The sequence below is a fragment of the Maribellus sp. YY47 genome (assembly GCF_023111095.1).
GTDB lineage: Bacteria > Bacteroidota > Bacteroidia > Bacteroidales > Prolixibacteraceae > Draconibacterium.
In genome coordinates, this window is record NZ_JALGYW010000006.1 from 162,473 (window position 1) to 178,731 (window position 16,259).

Consider the following 16,259-nt stretch of genomic DNA (forward strand, 5'->3'; position numbering starts at 1 on the left):
CTACTTTCGTCAGGTTATTTAGAACAGAAAGCATGTGGATTAAGCTATCCCGGGTCATCCTTAGAAATAGGATTTTGCTACTCTCAATACTGGCGGTTATCACCGTCTTTTTTGGATATCATGCACGTAAAGTGGAAATGTCGTACGAGTATGCATCGTTGCTTCCGAAAAAGGACCCGGCCTATGAAGATTATCAGAAATTTGTAAAGGTTTTTGGAGAAGAAGGAAATCTGATCATTGTGGGAATCCAGGATTCCAGTTTTTTTCGTCTCGATCATTTTAACCGTTGGAGGAGGTTATCGAACGAACTTTCGAAAGTCGAAGGTGTCGAAAATCTGCTCTCGGTTACCAATACCTATAACCTGGTTGCCAACCGCGAAGAAAAAAAGTTTGAAGTGGTTCAGACTTTTCCTGACACCATTGCATCGCAGGCAGAGCTCAACCGGTATGTCGAAAAATTTCATGAACTGCCCTTTTACCGAAAGCTGGTTTATAACGATGACACCAACGCTTACATTCTTGCCATTACGGTAAATAAAGATAAAATGGCAACCAAGGAGCGCGAAGATCTGGTTCGGAGTATTCAGGCGGTGTGCCATGCTTTTGAACAGGACGAAAATGTAAAGCTCCATTACTCGGGGCTGCCCTATATTCGGGTAGTCAACTCGGTAAAGATCAGAGGCGAGTTGTACATGTTTAGTGCACTGGCTTTGGCCATCTGTATTGTTGTGCTGTTTTTGTTTTTCCGATCGTTTAAAGCGGTTTTTGTACCGGTACTTATAGTAATTACCGGCGTAATTTGGGCCATGGGAATGTTGTCGCTCTTTGGCTATAAGATCACGCTGCTCTCGGGGATGATTCCTCCGCTTTTGATAGTAATCGGTATCCCGAACAGTATTTACATGCTGAACAAGTTTCACCACGAGTTTGTGAGTCATGGAAATAAGGTAAAGGCCCTGCAACGGGTGATCATAAAAATTGGGAATGCAACTTTTCTGACCAACCTAACCACCGCTTCGGGCTTTGCCACTTTTGTGATTGTAAAGAGCGATCTTTTGCGTCAGTTTGGAATTATTGCATCGTTGAATATATTGGCGCTGTTCATTCTTTCGCTGTTGTTGATTCCGATTATTTTCAGTTTTATCGGTCCGCCTTCTCCGCGTCACTTAGGTCACCTCGACAACAAAAAGGTCAACTGGATCATCGAAGGTTTGATTCGTCTTACGCAACGTTACCGCAGGCTGGTTTATCTTTTTACGCTGGGTATTGTGGCGGTTGGTATTTTGGGAATTTCGCTGATAAAAAGCTCGGGCTACATGGTCGAAGACATTCCCAAAGACGACCCTGTTTACATCGACCTGAAATTTTTCGAAGAGAACTTTAACGGCTTGATGCCTCTTGAAATTATGGTCGATACCAAACGTCCGCAGGGCGTAATGCAGCTTAGTACTTTCGAAAAAATCGATGAACTTGAACATCGTTTAGCCGAATATCCCGAATTATCGGCATCTACCTCGTTGCTGAACCTGCTGAAATTCTCGAAGCAGGCTTTTTATAACGGAAACGAAAGGTATTACAGCATCCCGAATAACCGGGAAAAGAACTTTATTTTGCAGTATGCGCAAACGGGCGAAGATAACGCCAATATGCTGCATTCGTTCATGGACAGCACCCGTCAGTCTACGCGTATCAGTATTCGTGTAAAAGATGTGGGCACCAAACGAATGGAACAGCTTTATGCCGATTTTATGCAGGAAATCGATTCGATTTTCCCGTCCGATAAATACGATGTAACTGTAACCGGATCAAGCATTACCTCGTTCCGGGGAACACAATATTTACTAAAAAACCTGGTTTCAAGTCTGGGGCTGGCCATCTTACTGATTTCAACCTTTATGGCCATCATGTTCTCGTCGTGGAGGATGGTAATCATGTCGCTGACACCAAACGTTATTCCACTGATATTTACCGCAGCAGTGATGGGTTTCATCGGTATTCCCATAAAAGCTTCCACCATACTGGTGTTTAGTATTGCCTTTGGTATATCGGTCGACAATACGATCCACTTTCTGGCAAAATACAGGCAGGAGTTGAATCTTACCAACTGGGATATCAGCAAGTCGGTAGAACTGGCGCTGAAAGAAACCGGGGTAAGCATGCTTTACACGTCGGTGGTATTGTTTTTTGGATTTGGAATTTTTAGTATTTCAAATTTTGGAGGAACACAGGCCATGGGAATTCTGGTGTCGTTAACGCTTTTGGTAGCCGTTACTTCCAACCTTATTCTGTTGCCTTCGTTACTTACCGGACTGGAACGAATTACCACCACTGAAGCTTTCAAGGAACCTTTGCTGCATATTTACGACGAGGAGGAAGACATTGAACTAGATGAGCTCGAAATCGTTTCTGATGAAGAACTTAAAATAGGTAGCTGATGTATTCTGTAGAAGAATTGCAAAAGATAGTGAGCGAAGCAGTGGCTTTACGCTCGAAACAATTGCTTGATAAGAAACCGGTTGAACTCTACCGGCCCATTCATTATTCGCTGGAGATGGGAGGAAAGCGACTGCGCCCGGTGTTGGTCTTACTTGCCTATAATCTTTTCGATGAGGAGATTGAAAAAGCGGTACCCGCAGCGCTTGCCATCGAGGTATTTCACAATTTTACACTGCTTCACGACGATATTATGGATAAGGCCGATGTTCGGAGAAACCGGCCAACCGTTCATGTAAAATTCAGCGAAAACCACGCTATCCTTTCCGGAGATGCCATGGCTTTTGAAGCGTATAAATACCTGCTCGAAAGTTCTGCACGACGCCTCCCCGAAGCCATGAAACTGTTTACCGATACCGCTATTGAAGTTTGCGAAGGACAGCAATACGACATGGATTTTGAGAACCGGCCGGACGTAAAAGAGGAGGAGTACCTCAACATGATCCGTCTGAAAACAGCCGTTTTGCTGGCATGCAGTTTAAAATCGGGGGCAATCCTTGCTGATAGTCCAAAGGCTGCGGCAGATCAGCTCTATGAATTTGGGATCAATCTTGGTCTCGCTTTTCAATTACAGGACGATTTACTGGATACTTTTGGCGATCAGGAAACCTTTGGGAAAAAGATCGGCGGCGATATTCTGGCCAACAAAAAAACACTGCTACTCATTAACGCATTGGAGCATGCCAATCCGGAACAGCGCGCATTGTTGATGGAATGGATCGGGAAAGAAGATTTTATTCCGGAACAAAAAATACAGGCTGTGACCCAGATTTATCGTGAGATCGGGGTAAAAGAAATGGCAGAAAGGAAAGTAGACGATTATTTTAACCGGGCAATACGGATCCTCGGCGAATTGGAGCTGGAAGATGTTGTAAAACAGCCTTTGAGGGGCTTGGCCGAGAAAATGCTGACACGTAAAAACTGATACGGGTTTAGTGTTGGAAACGATTTTTCTTAAAAAGAAAAAGGCGTTGGATAAAACTAAAACAATGCTAAATTTGTTAGCGTTTAAGTTTTTTTGATAAATCTTAAGATCCGATATAAAAATCAAATCCAATATGGCTCAGAATACGGGAAAAATAGTACAGGTCATTGGTCCTGTTGTGGATGTTAGTTTCGAAAAAGAAGGCGGTGAATTACCAGCCATTTATGACGCACTTGAAATTCTTCGCGAAGGAAAAGAAAGTCTGATTGTAGAGTGTCAACAACACATTGGTGAGAATACCATTCGTTGTATTTCGATGGATTCAACCGACGGCTTAAAAAGAGGTACCGATGTGAAAGCGTTGGGAAGTCCGATTACAATGCCAAAAGGCGAAATTGCCCTGGGGCGTTTGCTCAATGTTGTTGGCGACGCAGTAGATGGTTTGGAACAGTTGCCTAAAGAAGGTTTGAAGATCCATAACGAGCCACCAAAATACGAAGACCTTACTACCGAAACGGAAGTATTGTACACAGGTATTAAAGTAATCGACCTGATTGAACCTTATGCGAAAGGTGGAAAAATCGGTTTGTTTGGTGGTGCCGGTGTAGGTAAAACCGTATTGATTCAGGAATTGATCAACAACATTGCCTTGGCGCACTCCGGATTGTCGGTGTTTGCGGGAGTGGGTGAACGTACCCGTGAGGGGAACGACCTTCTGCGTGAAATGATTGAAGCAAACATTGTTGATTATGGCGAGGAGTTTAAAGAATCGATGGAAAAAGGAAGCTGGGATCTTTCAAAAGTAGATCCGGAGCGTCTGAAAAAATCGAAACTTGCCATGGTATTCGGACAGATGAACGAACCTCCCGGTGCACGTGCACGTGTGGCACTTTCCGGATTGACCATTGCCGAAAGTTTGCGCGATGGCGACGGTTCTGCCGGAGGCGGACGTGATATCCTGTTTTTCGTTGACAATATTTTCCGTTTTACTCAGGCCGGTTCAGAGGTTTCAGCGTTGTTGGGCCGTATGCCTTCTGCGGTGGGTTATCAGCCAACGCTGGCCACCGAGATGGGTATCATGCAGGAACGAATTACTTCGACCAAAAACGGATCGATCACTTCGGTTCAGGCGGTTTATGTGCCTGCCGACGACTTGACCGACCCGGCGCCTGCAACTACTTTTGCCCACCTTGATGCGACAACGGTATTGAGCCGTAAAATTGCTGAGCTGGGTATTTATCCAGCTGTGGATCCACTCGATTCCAGTTCGCGTATTTTAACACCCGATATCGTTGGCGAAGAACATTATAATTGCGCACAGGATGTAATTATGTTGTTGCAACGTTACACCGAACTTCAGGATATTATTGCGATTTTGGGTATGGACGAACTCTCGGAAGAAGATAAACTGGTTGTTCACCGTGCTCGTCGTGTACAGCGTTTCCTTTCGCAACCGTTCTTTGTTGCATCGGCATTTACCGGACTGGAAGGAAAACTGGTATCGATCGAAGACACCATCAAAGGTTTCAGAATGATCATGAACGGAGAAGTTGATAAGTATCCCGAAGCTGCATTCAACCTGGTCGGAACCATTGAAGAAGCGATCGCAAAAGGTGAAAAAATGCTGGCTGAAAATTAATTCAGAAAAGAAAAACCATGTACCTTGAAATTATTACACCCGATAAAAAAGTTTTTGAAGGAGAAGTAAAACTGATCCAGCTTCCCGGAAGTAAAGGGACGTTTGAGATCCTGAAAAACCATGCTCCGATTATTTCCACACTGGGAAAAGGAACGATCCGGATTCAGGAGGAAAACAATACTGAACATAGTTTTGAAGTGAGCGGAGGTGTAATCGAAAACAAAGCCAACAAGATCATCGTATTGGTGGAATCGGTTTGAAATAAATAGCTGAATGATATACCCCGCAGAGTTTTCTGCGGGGATTTTTATTTTTAGGCCATTAGAATCCGATAGATTGAGATATCTTTGAATGCATTGGACGAAAGGAAAGCAAAGCTGTTTTTATGAAGATAAAATTCCTGGTTATACGTTTTAGTTCCCTTGGCGATATCGTTTTGACTTCGCCGGTTGTGCGGGGACTTAAACAACAGGTGGATGATTCGGAAATCCATTTTGTAACCAAGGAAAAAAATGCCGGACTGGTAACTTCCAACCCATACATCGACAAAGTACATTTATTGGGTGAAAACATCAACGACCTGATTTCTGATTTGGAGCGTGAAAACTTTGATTACATCATCGACCTTCATCAGAATTTCCGCAGCAATAGGATAAAACGAACCTTAAAAGTACCTTCATTCACGGTAGATAAGCTTAATTTTCAGAAATGGCTGATGGTTAAGTTCAAAATCAACCGGCTGCCTCATCAACATATTGTGGAACGCTACCTGGCCACAACTTCGGTTTTCGATGTGAAAGACGATGGCGAAGGCCTGGATTTTTTTATTCCTGCAGAAGAGGCTTTCAACCCGAAGGAACTTCCGGAGATGTTCAGAAGCGGATATGTAGCTTTTGTAATTGCCGGAACTTTTGCCACCAAGAAACTTCCGGTAGCCAAGATTGTGGAAATTTGCCGGAACACTTCCTATCCCGTAATTCTTTTGGGTGGAAAGCCCGAAATGGAAGCTGGAGAGCAGGTGCTGGCACAGTCGAAGGGGAATGTGTTAAACTATGCCGGAAAGATCACCTTAAACCAGTCGGCTTCGCTGGTGCGCGAAGCCAACCTTGTTTTATCGAACGATACGGGTTTGATGCACATCGCTGCGGCTTTTAAAAAGAAAATCCTTTCGTTTTGGGGAAATACCATCTCTGAATTCGGGATGGTGCCTTATCGCACAAACAATGCATCGCTGCAATTGGAAGTAAAGGATTTAAAATGCCGCCCCTGCTCAAAATTGGGGTATCAGAGATGTCCTAAAAAGCATTTCAAATGCATGAATGATATCGATACAAGTCTGGCGGTTCGGTGGATACAAGAAAATTTTAACTAGAAAACCTGCTCCGCATTCTCTGCTAGATCTGGTTTACGCAGAAAGTTCATCGATCAGGACAACGAAAAATGCCGGATTCAGGAAAAGAAACAAATCTCAAGATATTTTATTTGTAAGTTTGGTAGCTACTAAATACTAAACTTAAAACAATGAAGACCGGAATCTACCTTTTTACAATCTTTCTACTTGTGCCATTCTTTTCATGTACCGTCTATACGGCACCTGAAAAAGAACTGGATCCTTCGCGGGTTCTTTGGTACGATAACCCGGCAGAAAGCTGGACCGAAGCGCTTCCGATCGGAAACGGGCGTTTGGGTGCCATGATCTACGGAAAAACCGGGAATGAAATCATCCAGTTTAACGAAGAGACGTTGTGGACGGGCCAGCCACACGATTACGCGCACAAAGATGCTTACAAAGTGCTCGACAAATTACGACAGTTGCTTTGGGAAGGGAAGCAGAACGAAGCGCATCAACTCGGTAACGAAGCTTTTATGTCGGAGCCGCTGGGGCAACTTTCCTACCAGCCTTTTGGTGAGATTTTACTTGCTTTTCCGGAACACGAAAATGCTGCCAAATTTAAAAGGAAACTGGATTTGGAAGATGCTGTTTCAACAGTAACCTACGATCTGGACGAAGTCAACTACAAACGTGAGATTTTTGCCTCAAGTCCGGAACAGGCGATTGTGGTAAGATTGTCAGCTTCCAAAAGAGGGAAACTCCATTTCACTGCAGGCCTTGGTTGTCCGCACGATGATTTTACGGTTTCGGTGAAAGGCGATCAGGTAATTTTGCAGGGAAAGGTAAATAATTATCCGGCGCAAAACGTAAGACCCGGCAGTCCTTACCCCGAAAGCAAGCTGACTTTTGAAGCCCGCCTGAAAATCGTTAACGAAGGGGGCGGCCTGGTTGAAGAAGACGGAAAAATAAGGGTGACCAACGCCAATGCGGTAACACTTTACCTGGTGGGAGCGACGAGTTTTGTCAATTATAACGATATCAGCGGCGATCCGACTGAACGTTGTGAAAACTACCTGGCGGGTCTGGAGGGGAAATCATACGAGCAGATCAGGCAAAATCATATTGCCGATTATCAAGAATATTTTAAGCGAGTCAACATTGATCTTGGAAAGTCCGAAATATCTTCACGTCCTACCAAAGAACGTTTGGCAACTTTTAAGCAAGATGAAGATCCCAGCCTGGTGGCCTTGTTGTATCAGTACGGCCGTTATTTACTGATTTCTTCTTCGCGTCCCGGGACACAACCTGCCAACTTGCAGGGCATCTGGAACGACAAGTTGGAAGCACCATGGGATAGCAAATACACCATCAACATAAATACCGAGATGAACTACTGGCCGGCTGAAATCACTAATCTTTCGGAGTTGGCGGATCCGTTGATCAAGATGGTGCAGGATTTGGCAGTTACCGGGCAAAATGTTGCAAAAGAGCATTACAACGAAAAGGGCTGGGTAACGCATCACAACACCGATATCTGGCGGGGAGCAGCGCCCATCAACAATGCCAATCACGGAATCTGGCCGACGGGCGGTGCCTGGTTGAGTCAGCATTTATGGTGGCATTATCAGTTTAATGGCGACAAAGAATACCTAAAGGGAACGGTTTACCCGGTTTTGAAAGAGGCGTCACGTTTTTTTGCGGCTTACCTGGTTCCCGATCCCAAACATCCCGAGTGGCTGATCAGTGGTCCGAGTAACAGTCCTGAAAATGGCGGACTGGTGATGGGACCAACCATGGATCACCAGATTATTCGCAACCTTTTTGCCAATACAATCGAAGCCGCCGAGATTTTGGGTGTGGACGATGATTGGGTTGCGGAACTAAAATCAAAAAGAGAAAAAATTGCACCCAATCAGATTGGGCAATACGGCCAGTTGCAGGAGTGGCTCGAAGATAAAGATGATCCCAATAACCAGCACCGGCATGTTTCACATTTGTGGGGCCTGCATCCCGGGAATGAAATTCATCCTTTAACAACACCCGAACTGGCTGAGGCTTGCAAAACAACGCTGGCCCAACGGGGTGATGGAGGAACCGGATGGTCTCGCGCCTGGAAGATCAACTTTTGGGCGCGTTTGCTCGATGGCGATCATTCATTTTTATTACTGAAAAACCTGATGGTGCCATCCGTGAATCCCGAAAACGGCAAAGACGAGGGTGGTTTGTATGCCAATCTTTTTGATGCTCACCCGCCGTTTCAGATCGACGGAAACTTTGGCGCTACTTCCGGAATTACCGAGATGCTGCTGCAATCGCATTTGAGGGATTCAAAAGGGATTTATTTTCAGGATATTCTTCCGGCTTTGCCTTCGGCGATTTCCAGCGGAAAAATTAGCGGGATAAAAGGCCGCGGCGGCTTTGAATTGTCCATCGAGTGGGAAAACAATGAGTTAGTAAAGGTGGAAATAAAATCGCTTATCGGAAATCCGTTGAATGTGCGCTATAAAGGTGTGACCGTTACAACGCCGACAGAAAAAGGAGAAATATATACTTTTGCAAAGGACGTATTTAAAGGTTAATCAAAAGAATTCCCCTGATTTCACCGGAGATGTTCCGGAGATCCGGACAGAGGGGTAAAAGTAAAAACAGAAAACGAAGTAAAATGAGGATTGGAGGAAAACATTATCATACGATCTGGGTAAAGGAAAACGATGCCACAATCGTTCAGGTGATTGATCAGCGGAAGTTGCCCTTTGAGTTTGAGGTAATGGATTTGACGACAGTGGAAGAAACTTTTTTTGCCATTCGAGAGATGGTAGTGCGGGGTGCGCCGCTTATTGGGGTAACCGCTGCTTACGGAATGTACCTGGCGCTGCTCGAATTTAACGGGGGTAATCTCGAACGGCACCTTTTGGAAAAGGCTGCGTACCTGAAATCTTCTCGCCCCACTGCGGTTAACCTCGCTTTTGCGGTAGATGAAATGCTGGATTTTATCCTGCAGTACAAAACAGATGCTGATTTGGTTCAGATGACACTGGAGAAAGCTCATCAGTTCAAGCAAGCTGAAATTGATTTTGGGGATAAAATTGGCGAAGCAGGTCTGAAACTTATAGAAAAGATATATGCCGAAAAGCAAGGAACGGTCAATATTTTGACGCACTGCAATGCCGGATGGCTGGCCTGTATCGATTGGGGAACTGCCACCGCGCCGATCTACAAAGCACACCTAAAAGGAATTCCGGTGCATGTTTGGGTGGATGAAACCCGGCCACGAAACCAGGGCGCACGGCTCACTGCTTTTGAGCTGGGGGAAGAAGGTGTTCCGCATACAGTGATTCCCGACAACACCGGGGGGCATTTGATGCAGCATGGTATGGTAGACATGGTAATTGTTGGGAGCGACCGGACAACCGTTGCAGGGGATGTGGCCAATAAAATAGGCACTTACCTAAAAGCACTGGCGGCAAATGACAATGGCGTTCCTTTTTACGCAGCACTTCCGTCATCAACTTTCGACTGGGAGATGGAAGATGGGATACGTGAAATTCCAATTGAACAACGGGCGGGTGAAGAAGTAGCCGAAATTGACGGTTGGAACGGACAAGCGGTGCAAAGTGTGCGTTTAATCCCCGAAAAAAGCCAGGTTGCCAATTATGGTTTTGATGTGACCCCGGCCCGGCTGGTAAGCGGATTAATCACCGAGCGCGGCGTGTGTGAAGCCAACAAACAAAGTATTTTAAATCTTTTTCCTGAATACAAAAAATGACAAAAATTGCAATAATCGGAGGCTCTGGTTTGGAAGATCCGGCCATCCTTCAGAATCCAATAGAAGTAGAAATGGAAACCCCCTATGGGAAACCGTCGTCGGCGTTTAAATGTGGAAAAATCGGTGGTACTGAAGTGGCGATTTTGTCGCGTCACGGGCGCGATCATTCGATTCCGCCAACGCAGGTGAACAACCGCGCCAATATATGGGCGATCAAAGAGTTGGGGTGCACACATATAATCGTTACCACGGCTTGCGGTAGTTTGCGAGAAGAAATTGGCAGAGGCGACATTGTAATTCTTGATCAGTTTATCGATTTTACCCGGCACCGCGGAATTACTTTTCACGAGAGCTTTGAGAACGGGGATTTAAACCATACGCCCATGGCCGATCCTTTTGATGGTTCGTTGCGTAACAGTCTGATCGAAAAAGCCGCGGAGCTAAAATTGCCTTTTCATCCGCAGGGAACGGTAATAACCATTGAAGGGCCACGGTTTTCGACACGGGCCGAATCAAAGATGTTTCGTAGCTGGGGAGCCGATGTGATCAATATGTCGGTAGCGCCCGAATGTATCCTGGCCAACGAAATTGGAATTCCGTATGCCGCAGTTGCACTCAGTACCGACTACGATTGCTGGAAAACCGATGAGGCGCCGGTTACCTGGGAAGAGGTTTTAAAGGTATTTAACCGGAATGTTGAGAATGTTATTGGCTTACTGGTAAAAACAATTTCTTCTTTTTCCTGAAGTAAAAGATCACTTTAAAAACAGGTTATAATGATGTGTTTTGGCATGGCATTTGTAAAATATCAAACAAATGCTTCAAAGCCATGAAAGCATATCGTTCTTAACCGTTCAGTTAGTACTATTATAAGTTAAACCAAGCTGCTTGGTTTGGCTGTCAAGTTTCCGGCGGCATCCTTTTTCAGATGCCGCTTTTTTTGTGTTCAAAAGCAAAGAAACACGCCCAAAGGAATTGATTTATGAGTAGGAACACAATTATTCATTCTCACATTGATTTGACTTATACCTTCATTTCGCAAGCTGAATCCAACAGCACGCAGATAACGCAGATTTACGCAGAAAATACTTTCACCCATTTGGGTGAAATAAAATTTGCGGTAATCGGCGCAATCAGCGTGAAATAAAAAGTACTTGCGGAATGAAGGTAGTAATCAAAAGCAAAATGCAGGGCTTTTCTGACCATGCTCAGAGAATGTGGGGTTCTAAGTTGAACTAAAAAGCGCTAACAGAAATCCCCGTCAGCGCTTTTTGTGCTTAGCCCTCGTATTTAAACGAAACTTTCATTTTTACCCGGTAGAACTCAATCACACCGTCTTTCAGGTGCATGTCCATTTCACACACTTCGGCAACTCTCAGGTCGCGCAGTGATTTCGATGCAAGGCTGATAGCATTCTGTGCAGCTTTTTCCCACGATTCGGGACTGCTTCCTACCAGTTCAATGACTTTGTAAACGCTGTCTGGCATAGCTTCTCGTTTTATTGGTTAATAATGAAGTAATTGAAAGTGCGTTCTTTTACGAGGATTTTACGGAATTGTTAGGAGAAACTAAGCGGGATTGGGAATGAAGGTTTAAAATCGAGCCGGGTTTGTCCCGAATTTCCCGACGGAATTATTGCATCCCGTGAAATGATTTCAGACTCTTCATCCCTGGCTTTTTCACGGGTACATCGTTTGCCATGAACCCTGAATGTATCTCTTTTTAGCTGAAACGGCAGCTTTCTCCCATCCCTGAAAAGATTCACTTTTCAGGTGTGAAAAATCACGTGCCACATCAAAACGAGGGCAAGTATAGTTTTCCTTCAAATACTTTTTTTGAATGAAAGTGAAGGTTCTTTTCCTATTTTTCCAACACCCAAACTCCTGAATTCGGATTGGTTGCTGTGTATTCGTCCCGGGCTTTCAAAGCTTCTCTTTCCGTATTGTAGCGGCCAATCCCAACAATATAATAGGTTCCGTATTTGCCCAAATGGAAGGGTTGATATCCGTCGTCTTTTAGTTGTTGCAAATAGGTTTCCGCATTTTCCTCTTCCTTGAAACTTCCACCGACCAGGAAAAATCCGGTAGTATCAGTAAGCGCTGTTTTTTCAGCTTTAGTTTCGGGAACGGTAAGACTGTCGTTTGCCGTCGAAATGGTGCTGTCGGCCTGGATCGAATCAGTGATAATGGCAGGAGCCTCTTCCTGAACAGTGGTTTCAACCGGCGGAGTGCTTGTAGCCGGCACGGCAGGTTGCTTTTCTTTCATAAAAAGAAAAACAGCTACCCCGATCAAGGGAATTAGTATCAGCAAAAGCCACCACGAGCCTCCTTTGCGTTTTTCTTTTGCTGGCTCCGAAGTTACAACAGGAGCAGGCTCGGGAATCTTTTCCTCTTGCGTCTCCACTGTTTCTTCCTGCTCTGCTTCAATCACCGGCGCTATTTCTTCCTGAATCTCTTCGTTTTCCGATTCTGTTTCCTCGGTTTCTGCAGGTTCTTCTTCCTGAATTTCTTCTGTTTCAGGCTCTGATGTAACTGCTGGAATTATCTCTGGCTCCACTTCCGGTTCGTTTGTTTGTTCCGGTTCCGAAGCAACTTCTCCTATTTCCTCAACCGGTTCCGTTTCTTCTGTTTCGTGGAGCGAAGTGCTTTCCAGGCCATAAGATTCAAGCGAATGTTGCTGATCTTCCTCCGAAATAAAAACCAGTTCGCCTTTTTCGTTGGTTGAAAAAGTTCCGATTCCTTCGAGTTTTACTTTTTCCCCCTTATCCAGTTGATACAACCAGTTATCGCGTTCTTTTTCGATTTTTTGCAAGGCTTCGAAATGCGAATCGCGCGTATTTTCGGCCAGGTGTCCTACCAAAAGCCCGTCGTTGTTGCGGATTTGGGCATTGAAGATCAGGCGGGTAGAGGGGGGTTTTATTTCGTCACTGTCTTCGCTGATTTCAGCGGGTTGGTACTCCTGAATAAACGCGCCAAAACCCGGGACGATCACCATCTCGTTGTCCAGCAAAAGTTGTTGTATAAACTTGTGTAACTTCACGGTTGATAATTTTTCAGGCGTAAAATTAATAAAATCATTGGTACCGTCTTTTTATCTTTTTCAGGTTAAATTTTATCCTGTGCATTTATTCCCTTCTTTTATTTTGATCGTGTAAAAGCATGTTTTTGTACTTTTGAAGTTCAAAACCAAAAAGCATTATGGCAGATAAAATTTTAGTGACCGGCGGAACCGGTTATATTGGTTCGCACACGGTGGTTGAACTGCAGGCATCGGGCTACGAGGTGGTAGTGGTGGATAACCTTTCCAATTCAAGCATCGATGTACTGGATAACATTGAAAAAATCTCGGGTATCCGGCCTGATTTCGAACAGTTCGACCTGGCGGATGGAGCAAAAACCGACGACTTTTTTAACCGCAACAAAAATATTGCAGCCATTATTCATTTTGCGGCATCGAAAGCCGTGGGCGAATCGGTGGAAAAACCTTTGCTGTATTACCGCAACAACCTGGTTTCGCTGATGAACCTGCTCGATTGCCAGATAAAATACGATGTGCCAAACATTGTTTTCTCTTCATCGTGTACGGTTTACGGTCAGCCCGATGTGCTTCCGGTGACTGAAAAAACGCCGCGAAAAGATGCCGAATCTCCTTACGGAAATACCAAACGTGTTAACGAAGATATTCTGAACGATACCATTCATGCCAATCCGCAGTTGAAAGGTATTGCGCTTCGGTATTTTAACCCGATAGGTGCACATCCGAGCGCGTTGATTGGTGAACTGCCCCTGGGTGTTCCGCAAAACCTGGTGCCTTTTATTACGCAAACGGCTGCCGGGTTACGCGACGAATTGAAAGTTTTTGGCGACGACTATGATACCGTTGACGGATCGGCTGTTCGCGATTACATTAATGTGGTTGACCTGGCCAAAGCGCACGTGGTGGCAATTAACCGCTTGCTGCAAGGGAAAAACAAAGCCAATTACGAGATTTTTAACCTGGGAACAGGCACCGGACTTTCGGTGTTGGAAGTAGTTACCGGTTTTGAAAAAGCAACCGGCGTAAAACTCAACTATAAAATCGTAGGCCGCCGTGCAGGCGACATCGAAAAAATATGGGCCGATACCACTTATGCCAACGAAGAGCTGGGGTGGAAAGCCGAAAAAGGAACCGAAGAAACATTGCTTTCGGCCTGGAACTGGGAGAAACGCGTTCGCGGAATTAAATAATTCTTCGGAGCCCGAATAAAGGGAAGAGGAAGGTGCGTGCTGTTTCAGCATTCTCCTTCCTCTTTGTGTTTTTATACCTTTAGTTGGATTGACGCGAAATGACGTTGGTTTGGTAAATAGACGAGCAGAAAAGTGTTTGTGTGATTCAGTAAGTTATCCGAAATAAAACGATTGTCAGCTGTTTTCCGGTCAATTCTCCTATTTTTGTTTTAAAATCAGACACAGATGAAAAAAACAATATTGGTTACAGGTGGTGCAGGATTTATCCTGTGAAATAATGGCAAATTTAAAGGATACATATTATTGGGTTTACGTACTTCAAAGTAAAAAAGACGGTAAAAAGTATACCGGGTATACTCAAAATTTGCCATTAAGATTTGAGGCTCATCAAAAAGGTAAAGTTCCGTCCACCAAGCATAGGCGACCTTTTGAGTTGATTTATTTTGAAGGATGTTTAAACAAAGAGGATGCTCTGAAACGTGAAAAATACTTGAAATCATATTATGGAAAAATGTATTTGGGCAACCGCCTCAAATCTTATTTCACTGGACAAGTGGTCGAATAGAAATACTCTAATAAAATGAAAAGCATGAAAAAAACAATATTGGTTACAGGTGGTGCAGGATTTATTGGCTCGCACGTGGTTCGTTTACTGGTAAACAAGTACCCCGAATATAAGATTGTCAACCTCGATAAACTAACGTATGCCGGGAATTTGGCTAACCTGAAAGACATAGAAAACCAGCCCAATTACGAATTTGTAAAGGGCGATATTGTGGATGCTGATTTTATACAGAAGTTGTTTGAAGAAAAGCAGTTCGATGGTGTGATTCACCTGGCTGCCGAATCACATGTAGATCGCTCGATTTCAAACCCCACCGAGTTTGTGTATACCAATGTAATCGGTACGGTTAACCTGCTGAATGCGGCGAAATTTATCTGGAAGGATAATTTGGAAGCAAAGCTTTTCTATCATATTTCTACCGACGAAGTTTACGGATCGCTGGGCGACGAAGGTATGTTTACCGAAGAAACGCGTTACGATCCGCACAGTCCGTACTCGGCTTCAAAAGCCAGTTCCGATCATTTTGTGCGGGCTTACTGCGATACCTTTGGGCTACCGACCGTGATTTCAAACTGCTCGAACAACTATGGTTCGTACCAGTTTCCCGAAAAACTGATTCCGCTTTTTATTCACAACATTAAAAACAACAAACCGCTGCCGGTTTATGGTAAAGGCGAAAACATTCGCGACTGGCTGTGGGTGGTGGACCATGCACGGGCTATTGATGTGATTTTCCACCAGGGAGTAATTGGCGAAACCTATAATATTGGTGGTTTTAACGAATGGACCAACATCGACCTGATCCGCGTGATGTGCCGGAAGATGGATGAAAAACTGGGGCGTCCGGCGGGTGAATCAGAAAAGCTGATTACGTTTGTGAAAGACCGTGCCGGGCACGATCTGCGCTATGCGATCGATGCCACAAAAATTAAAAACGAACTGGGCTGGGAACCTTCGCTTCAGTTTGAAGAAGGCATTGAACTGACCATTGAATGGTACCTCGAAAACACCGAATGGCTGGAGAATGTGACCTCGGGCGACTATCAGAAATACTACGAAGAACAATACGCGAAACGATAGCCGCGCTGTTGTTTTTTTCGAATAAGAAGGAACTAGGATGAGGAGTTCATTCTGCCAAATTTCACGCAAAGCACGCGAAGTTGTTTTTAAGAACGCAAAATCAAATATTGACAATCAATAATCTGCGAGCTTTGCGCTTCCTTTGCGTCTTTGCGGGAACTCGATTTTGTCAAATCTTGAGATACGATCTTTTATGGTTGATTCGATAAAATTCAGGGTATAACTTTCAGGA

Annotated in this window: 14 protein-coding genes; 12 read left to right on the plus strand and 2 right to left on the minus strand. The window is 44.5% G+C overall.

Annotated elements, in window-relative coordinates; all coding sequences use genetic code 11:
- The first annotated feature begins 74 nt into the window (after positions 1-74).
- The 9 genes from MR764_RS06705 (at position 75) to MR764_RS06745 (ending at position 11,303) form a co-directional block, all read left to right on the plus strand.
- Complete coding sequence (locus MR764_RS06705; protein ID WP_247978637.1) at positions 75-2,435, plus strand: MMPL family transporter; 2,361 nt, start codon at positions 75-77, stop codon at positions 2,433-2,435.
- Positions 2,435-3,418 carry a polyprenyl synthetase family protein gene (locus MR764_RS06710; protein WP_247978638.1) on the plus strand — a complete coding sequence of 328 codons (984 nt, stop codon included), beginning with the start codon at positions 2,435-2,437 and terminating at the stop codon, positions 3,416-3,418. The genes MR764_RS06705 and MR764_RS06710 overlap by 1 nt, the downstream gene beginning before the upstream one ends.
- A 133-nt stretch (positions 3,419-3,551) precedes the next feature.
- Positions 3,552-5,057, plus strand: coding sequence for a F0F1 ATP synthase subunit beta (atpD, locus tag MR764_RS06715; RefSeq protein ID WP_247978639.1), 1,506 nt, complete (start codon positions 3,552-3,554; stop codon positions 5,055-5,057).
- Positions 5,058-5,074: 17 nt separating this feature from the next.
- On the plus strand, positions 5,075-5,317 hold the full coding sequence (gene atpC / locus MR764_RS06720) for an ATP synthase F1 subunit epsilon (protein ID WP_247978640.1): 243 nt from the start codon (positions 5,075-5,077) through the stop codon (positions 5,315-5,317).
- 125 nt (positions 5,318-5,442) lie between these two features.
- Positions 5,443-6,429, plus strand: coding sequence for a glycosyltransferase family 9 protein (locus MR764_RS06725; RefSeq protein WP_247978641.1), 987 nt, complete (start codon positions 5,443-5,445; stop codon positions 6,427-6,429).
- Between the two features lie 149 nt (positions 6,430-6,578).
- Entirely contained in the window at positions 6,579-8,969 is a 2,391-nt protein-coding gene (locus MR764_RS06730; RefSeq protein ID WP_247978642.1) for a glycoside hydrolase family 95 protein, read from the plus strand.
- An 83-nt stretch (positions 8,970-9,052) separates the two neighbouring features.
- Entirely contained in the window at positions 9,053-10,156 is a 1,104-nt protein-coding gene (gene mtnA / locus MR764_RS06735; RefSeq protein ID WP_247978643.1) for an S-methyl-5-thioribose-1-phosphate isomerase, read from the plus strand.
- Positions 10,153-10,902 (plus strand): S-methyl-5'-thioadenosine phosphorylase, encoded by a 750-nt coding sequence (gene mtnP / locus MR764_RS06740; protein WP_247978644.1) that lies wholly within the window; start codon positions 10,153-10,155, stop codon positions 10,900-10,902. The genes mtnA and mtnP overlap by 4 nt, the downstream gene beginning before the upstream one ends.
- Before the next feature lie 236 nt (positions 10,903-11,138).
- On the plus strand, positions 11,139-11,303 hold the full coding sequence (locus MR764_RS06745; RefSeq protein WP_247978645.1) for a hypothetical protein: 165 nt from the start codon (positions 11,139-11,141) through the stop codon (positions 11,301-11,303).
- 130 nt (positions 11,304-11,433) lie between these two features.
- On the opposite strand, the gene MR764_RS06750 is transcribed toward MR764_RS06745, so the two are convergent.
- Together MR764_RS06750 and MR764_RS20350 are read right to left on the minus strand one after the other, a co-directional pair.
- The gene (locus MR764_RS06750; protein ID WP_119436469.1) at positions 11,434-11,643 is read right to left on the minus strand and encodes a dodecin family protein; all 210 of its coding nucleotides are present in this window, start codon (positions 11,641-11,643) and stop codon (positions 11,434-11,436) included.
- 373 nt (positions 11,644-12,016) lie between these two features.
- The gene (locus MR764_RS20350; RefSeq protein ID WP_247978646.1) at positions 12,017-13,195 is read right to left on the minus strand and encodes an SPOR domain-containing protein; all 1,179 of its coding nucleotides are present in this window, start codon (positions 13,193-13,195) and stop codon (positions 12,017-12,019) included.
- A 158-nt stretch (positions 13,196-13,353) separates the two neighbouring features.
- Here MR764_RS20350 and galE point away from each other — a divergent pair, with 158 nt between their 5' ends.
- From galE to rfbB, 3 genes are all read left to right on the plus strand, one after another.
- Positions 13,354-14,382, plus strand: a complete 1,029-nt coding sequence (galE, locus tag MR764_RS06760; protein ID WP_247978647.1) for a UDP-glucose 4-epimerase GalE — start codon at positions 13,354-13,356, stop codon at positions 14,380-14,382.
- Positions 14,383-14,659: 277 nt separating this feature from the next.
- Positions 14,660-14,947, plus strand: a complete 288-nt coding sequence (locus MR764_RS06765; RefSeq protein ID WP_247978648.1) for a GIY-YIG nuclease family protein — start codon at positions 14,660-14,662, stop codon at positions 14,945-14,947.
- Between the two features lie 24 nt (positions 14,948-14,971).
- Positions 14,972-16,027, plus strand: a complete 1,056-nt coding sequence (gene rfbB / locus MR764_RS06770) for a dTDP-glucose 4,6-dehydratase (protein ID WP_247978649.1) — start codon at positions 14,972-14,974, stop codon at positions 16,025-16,027.
- Positions 16,028-16,259 lie beyond the last annotated feature (232 nt).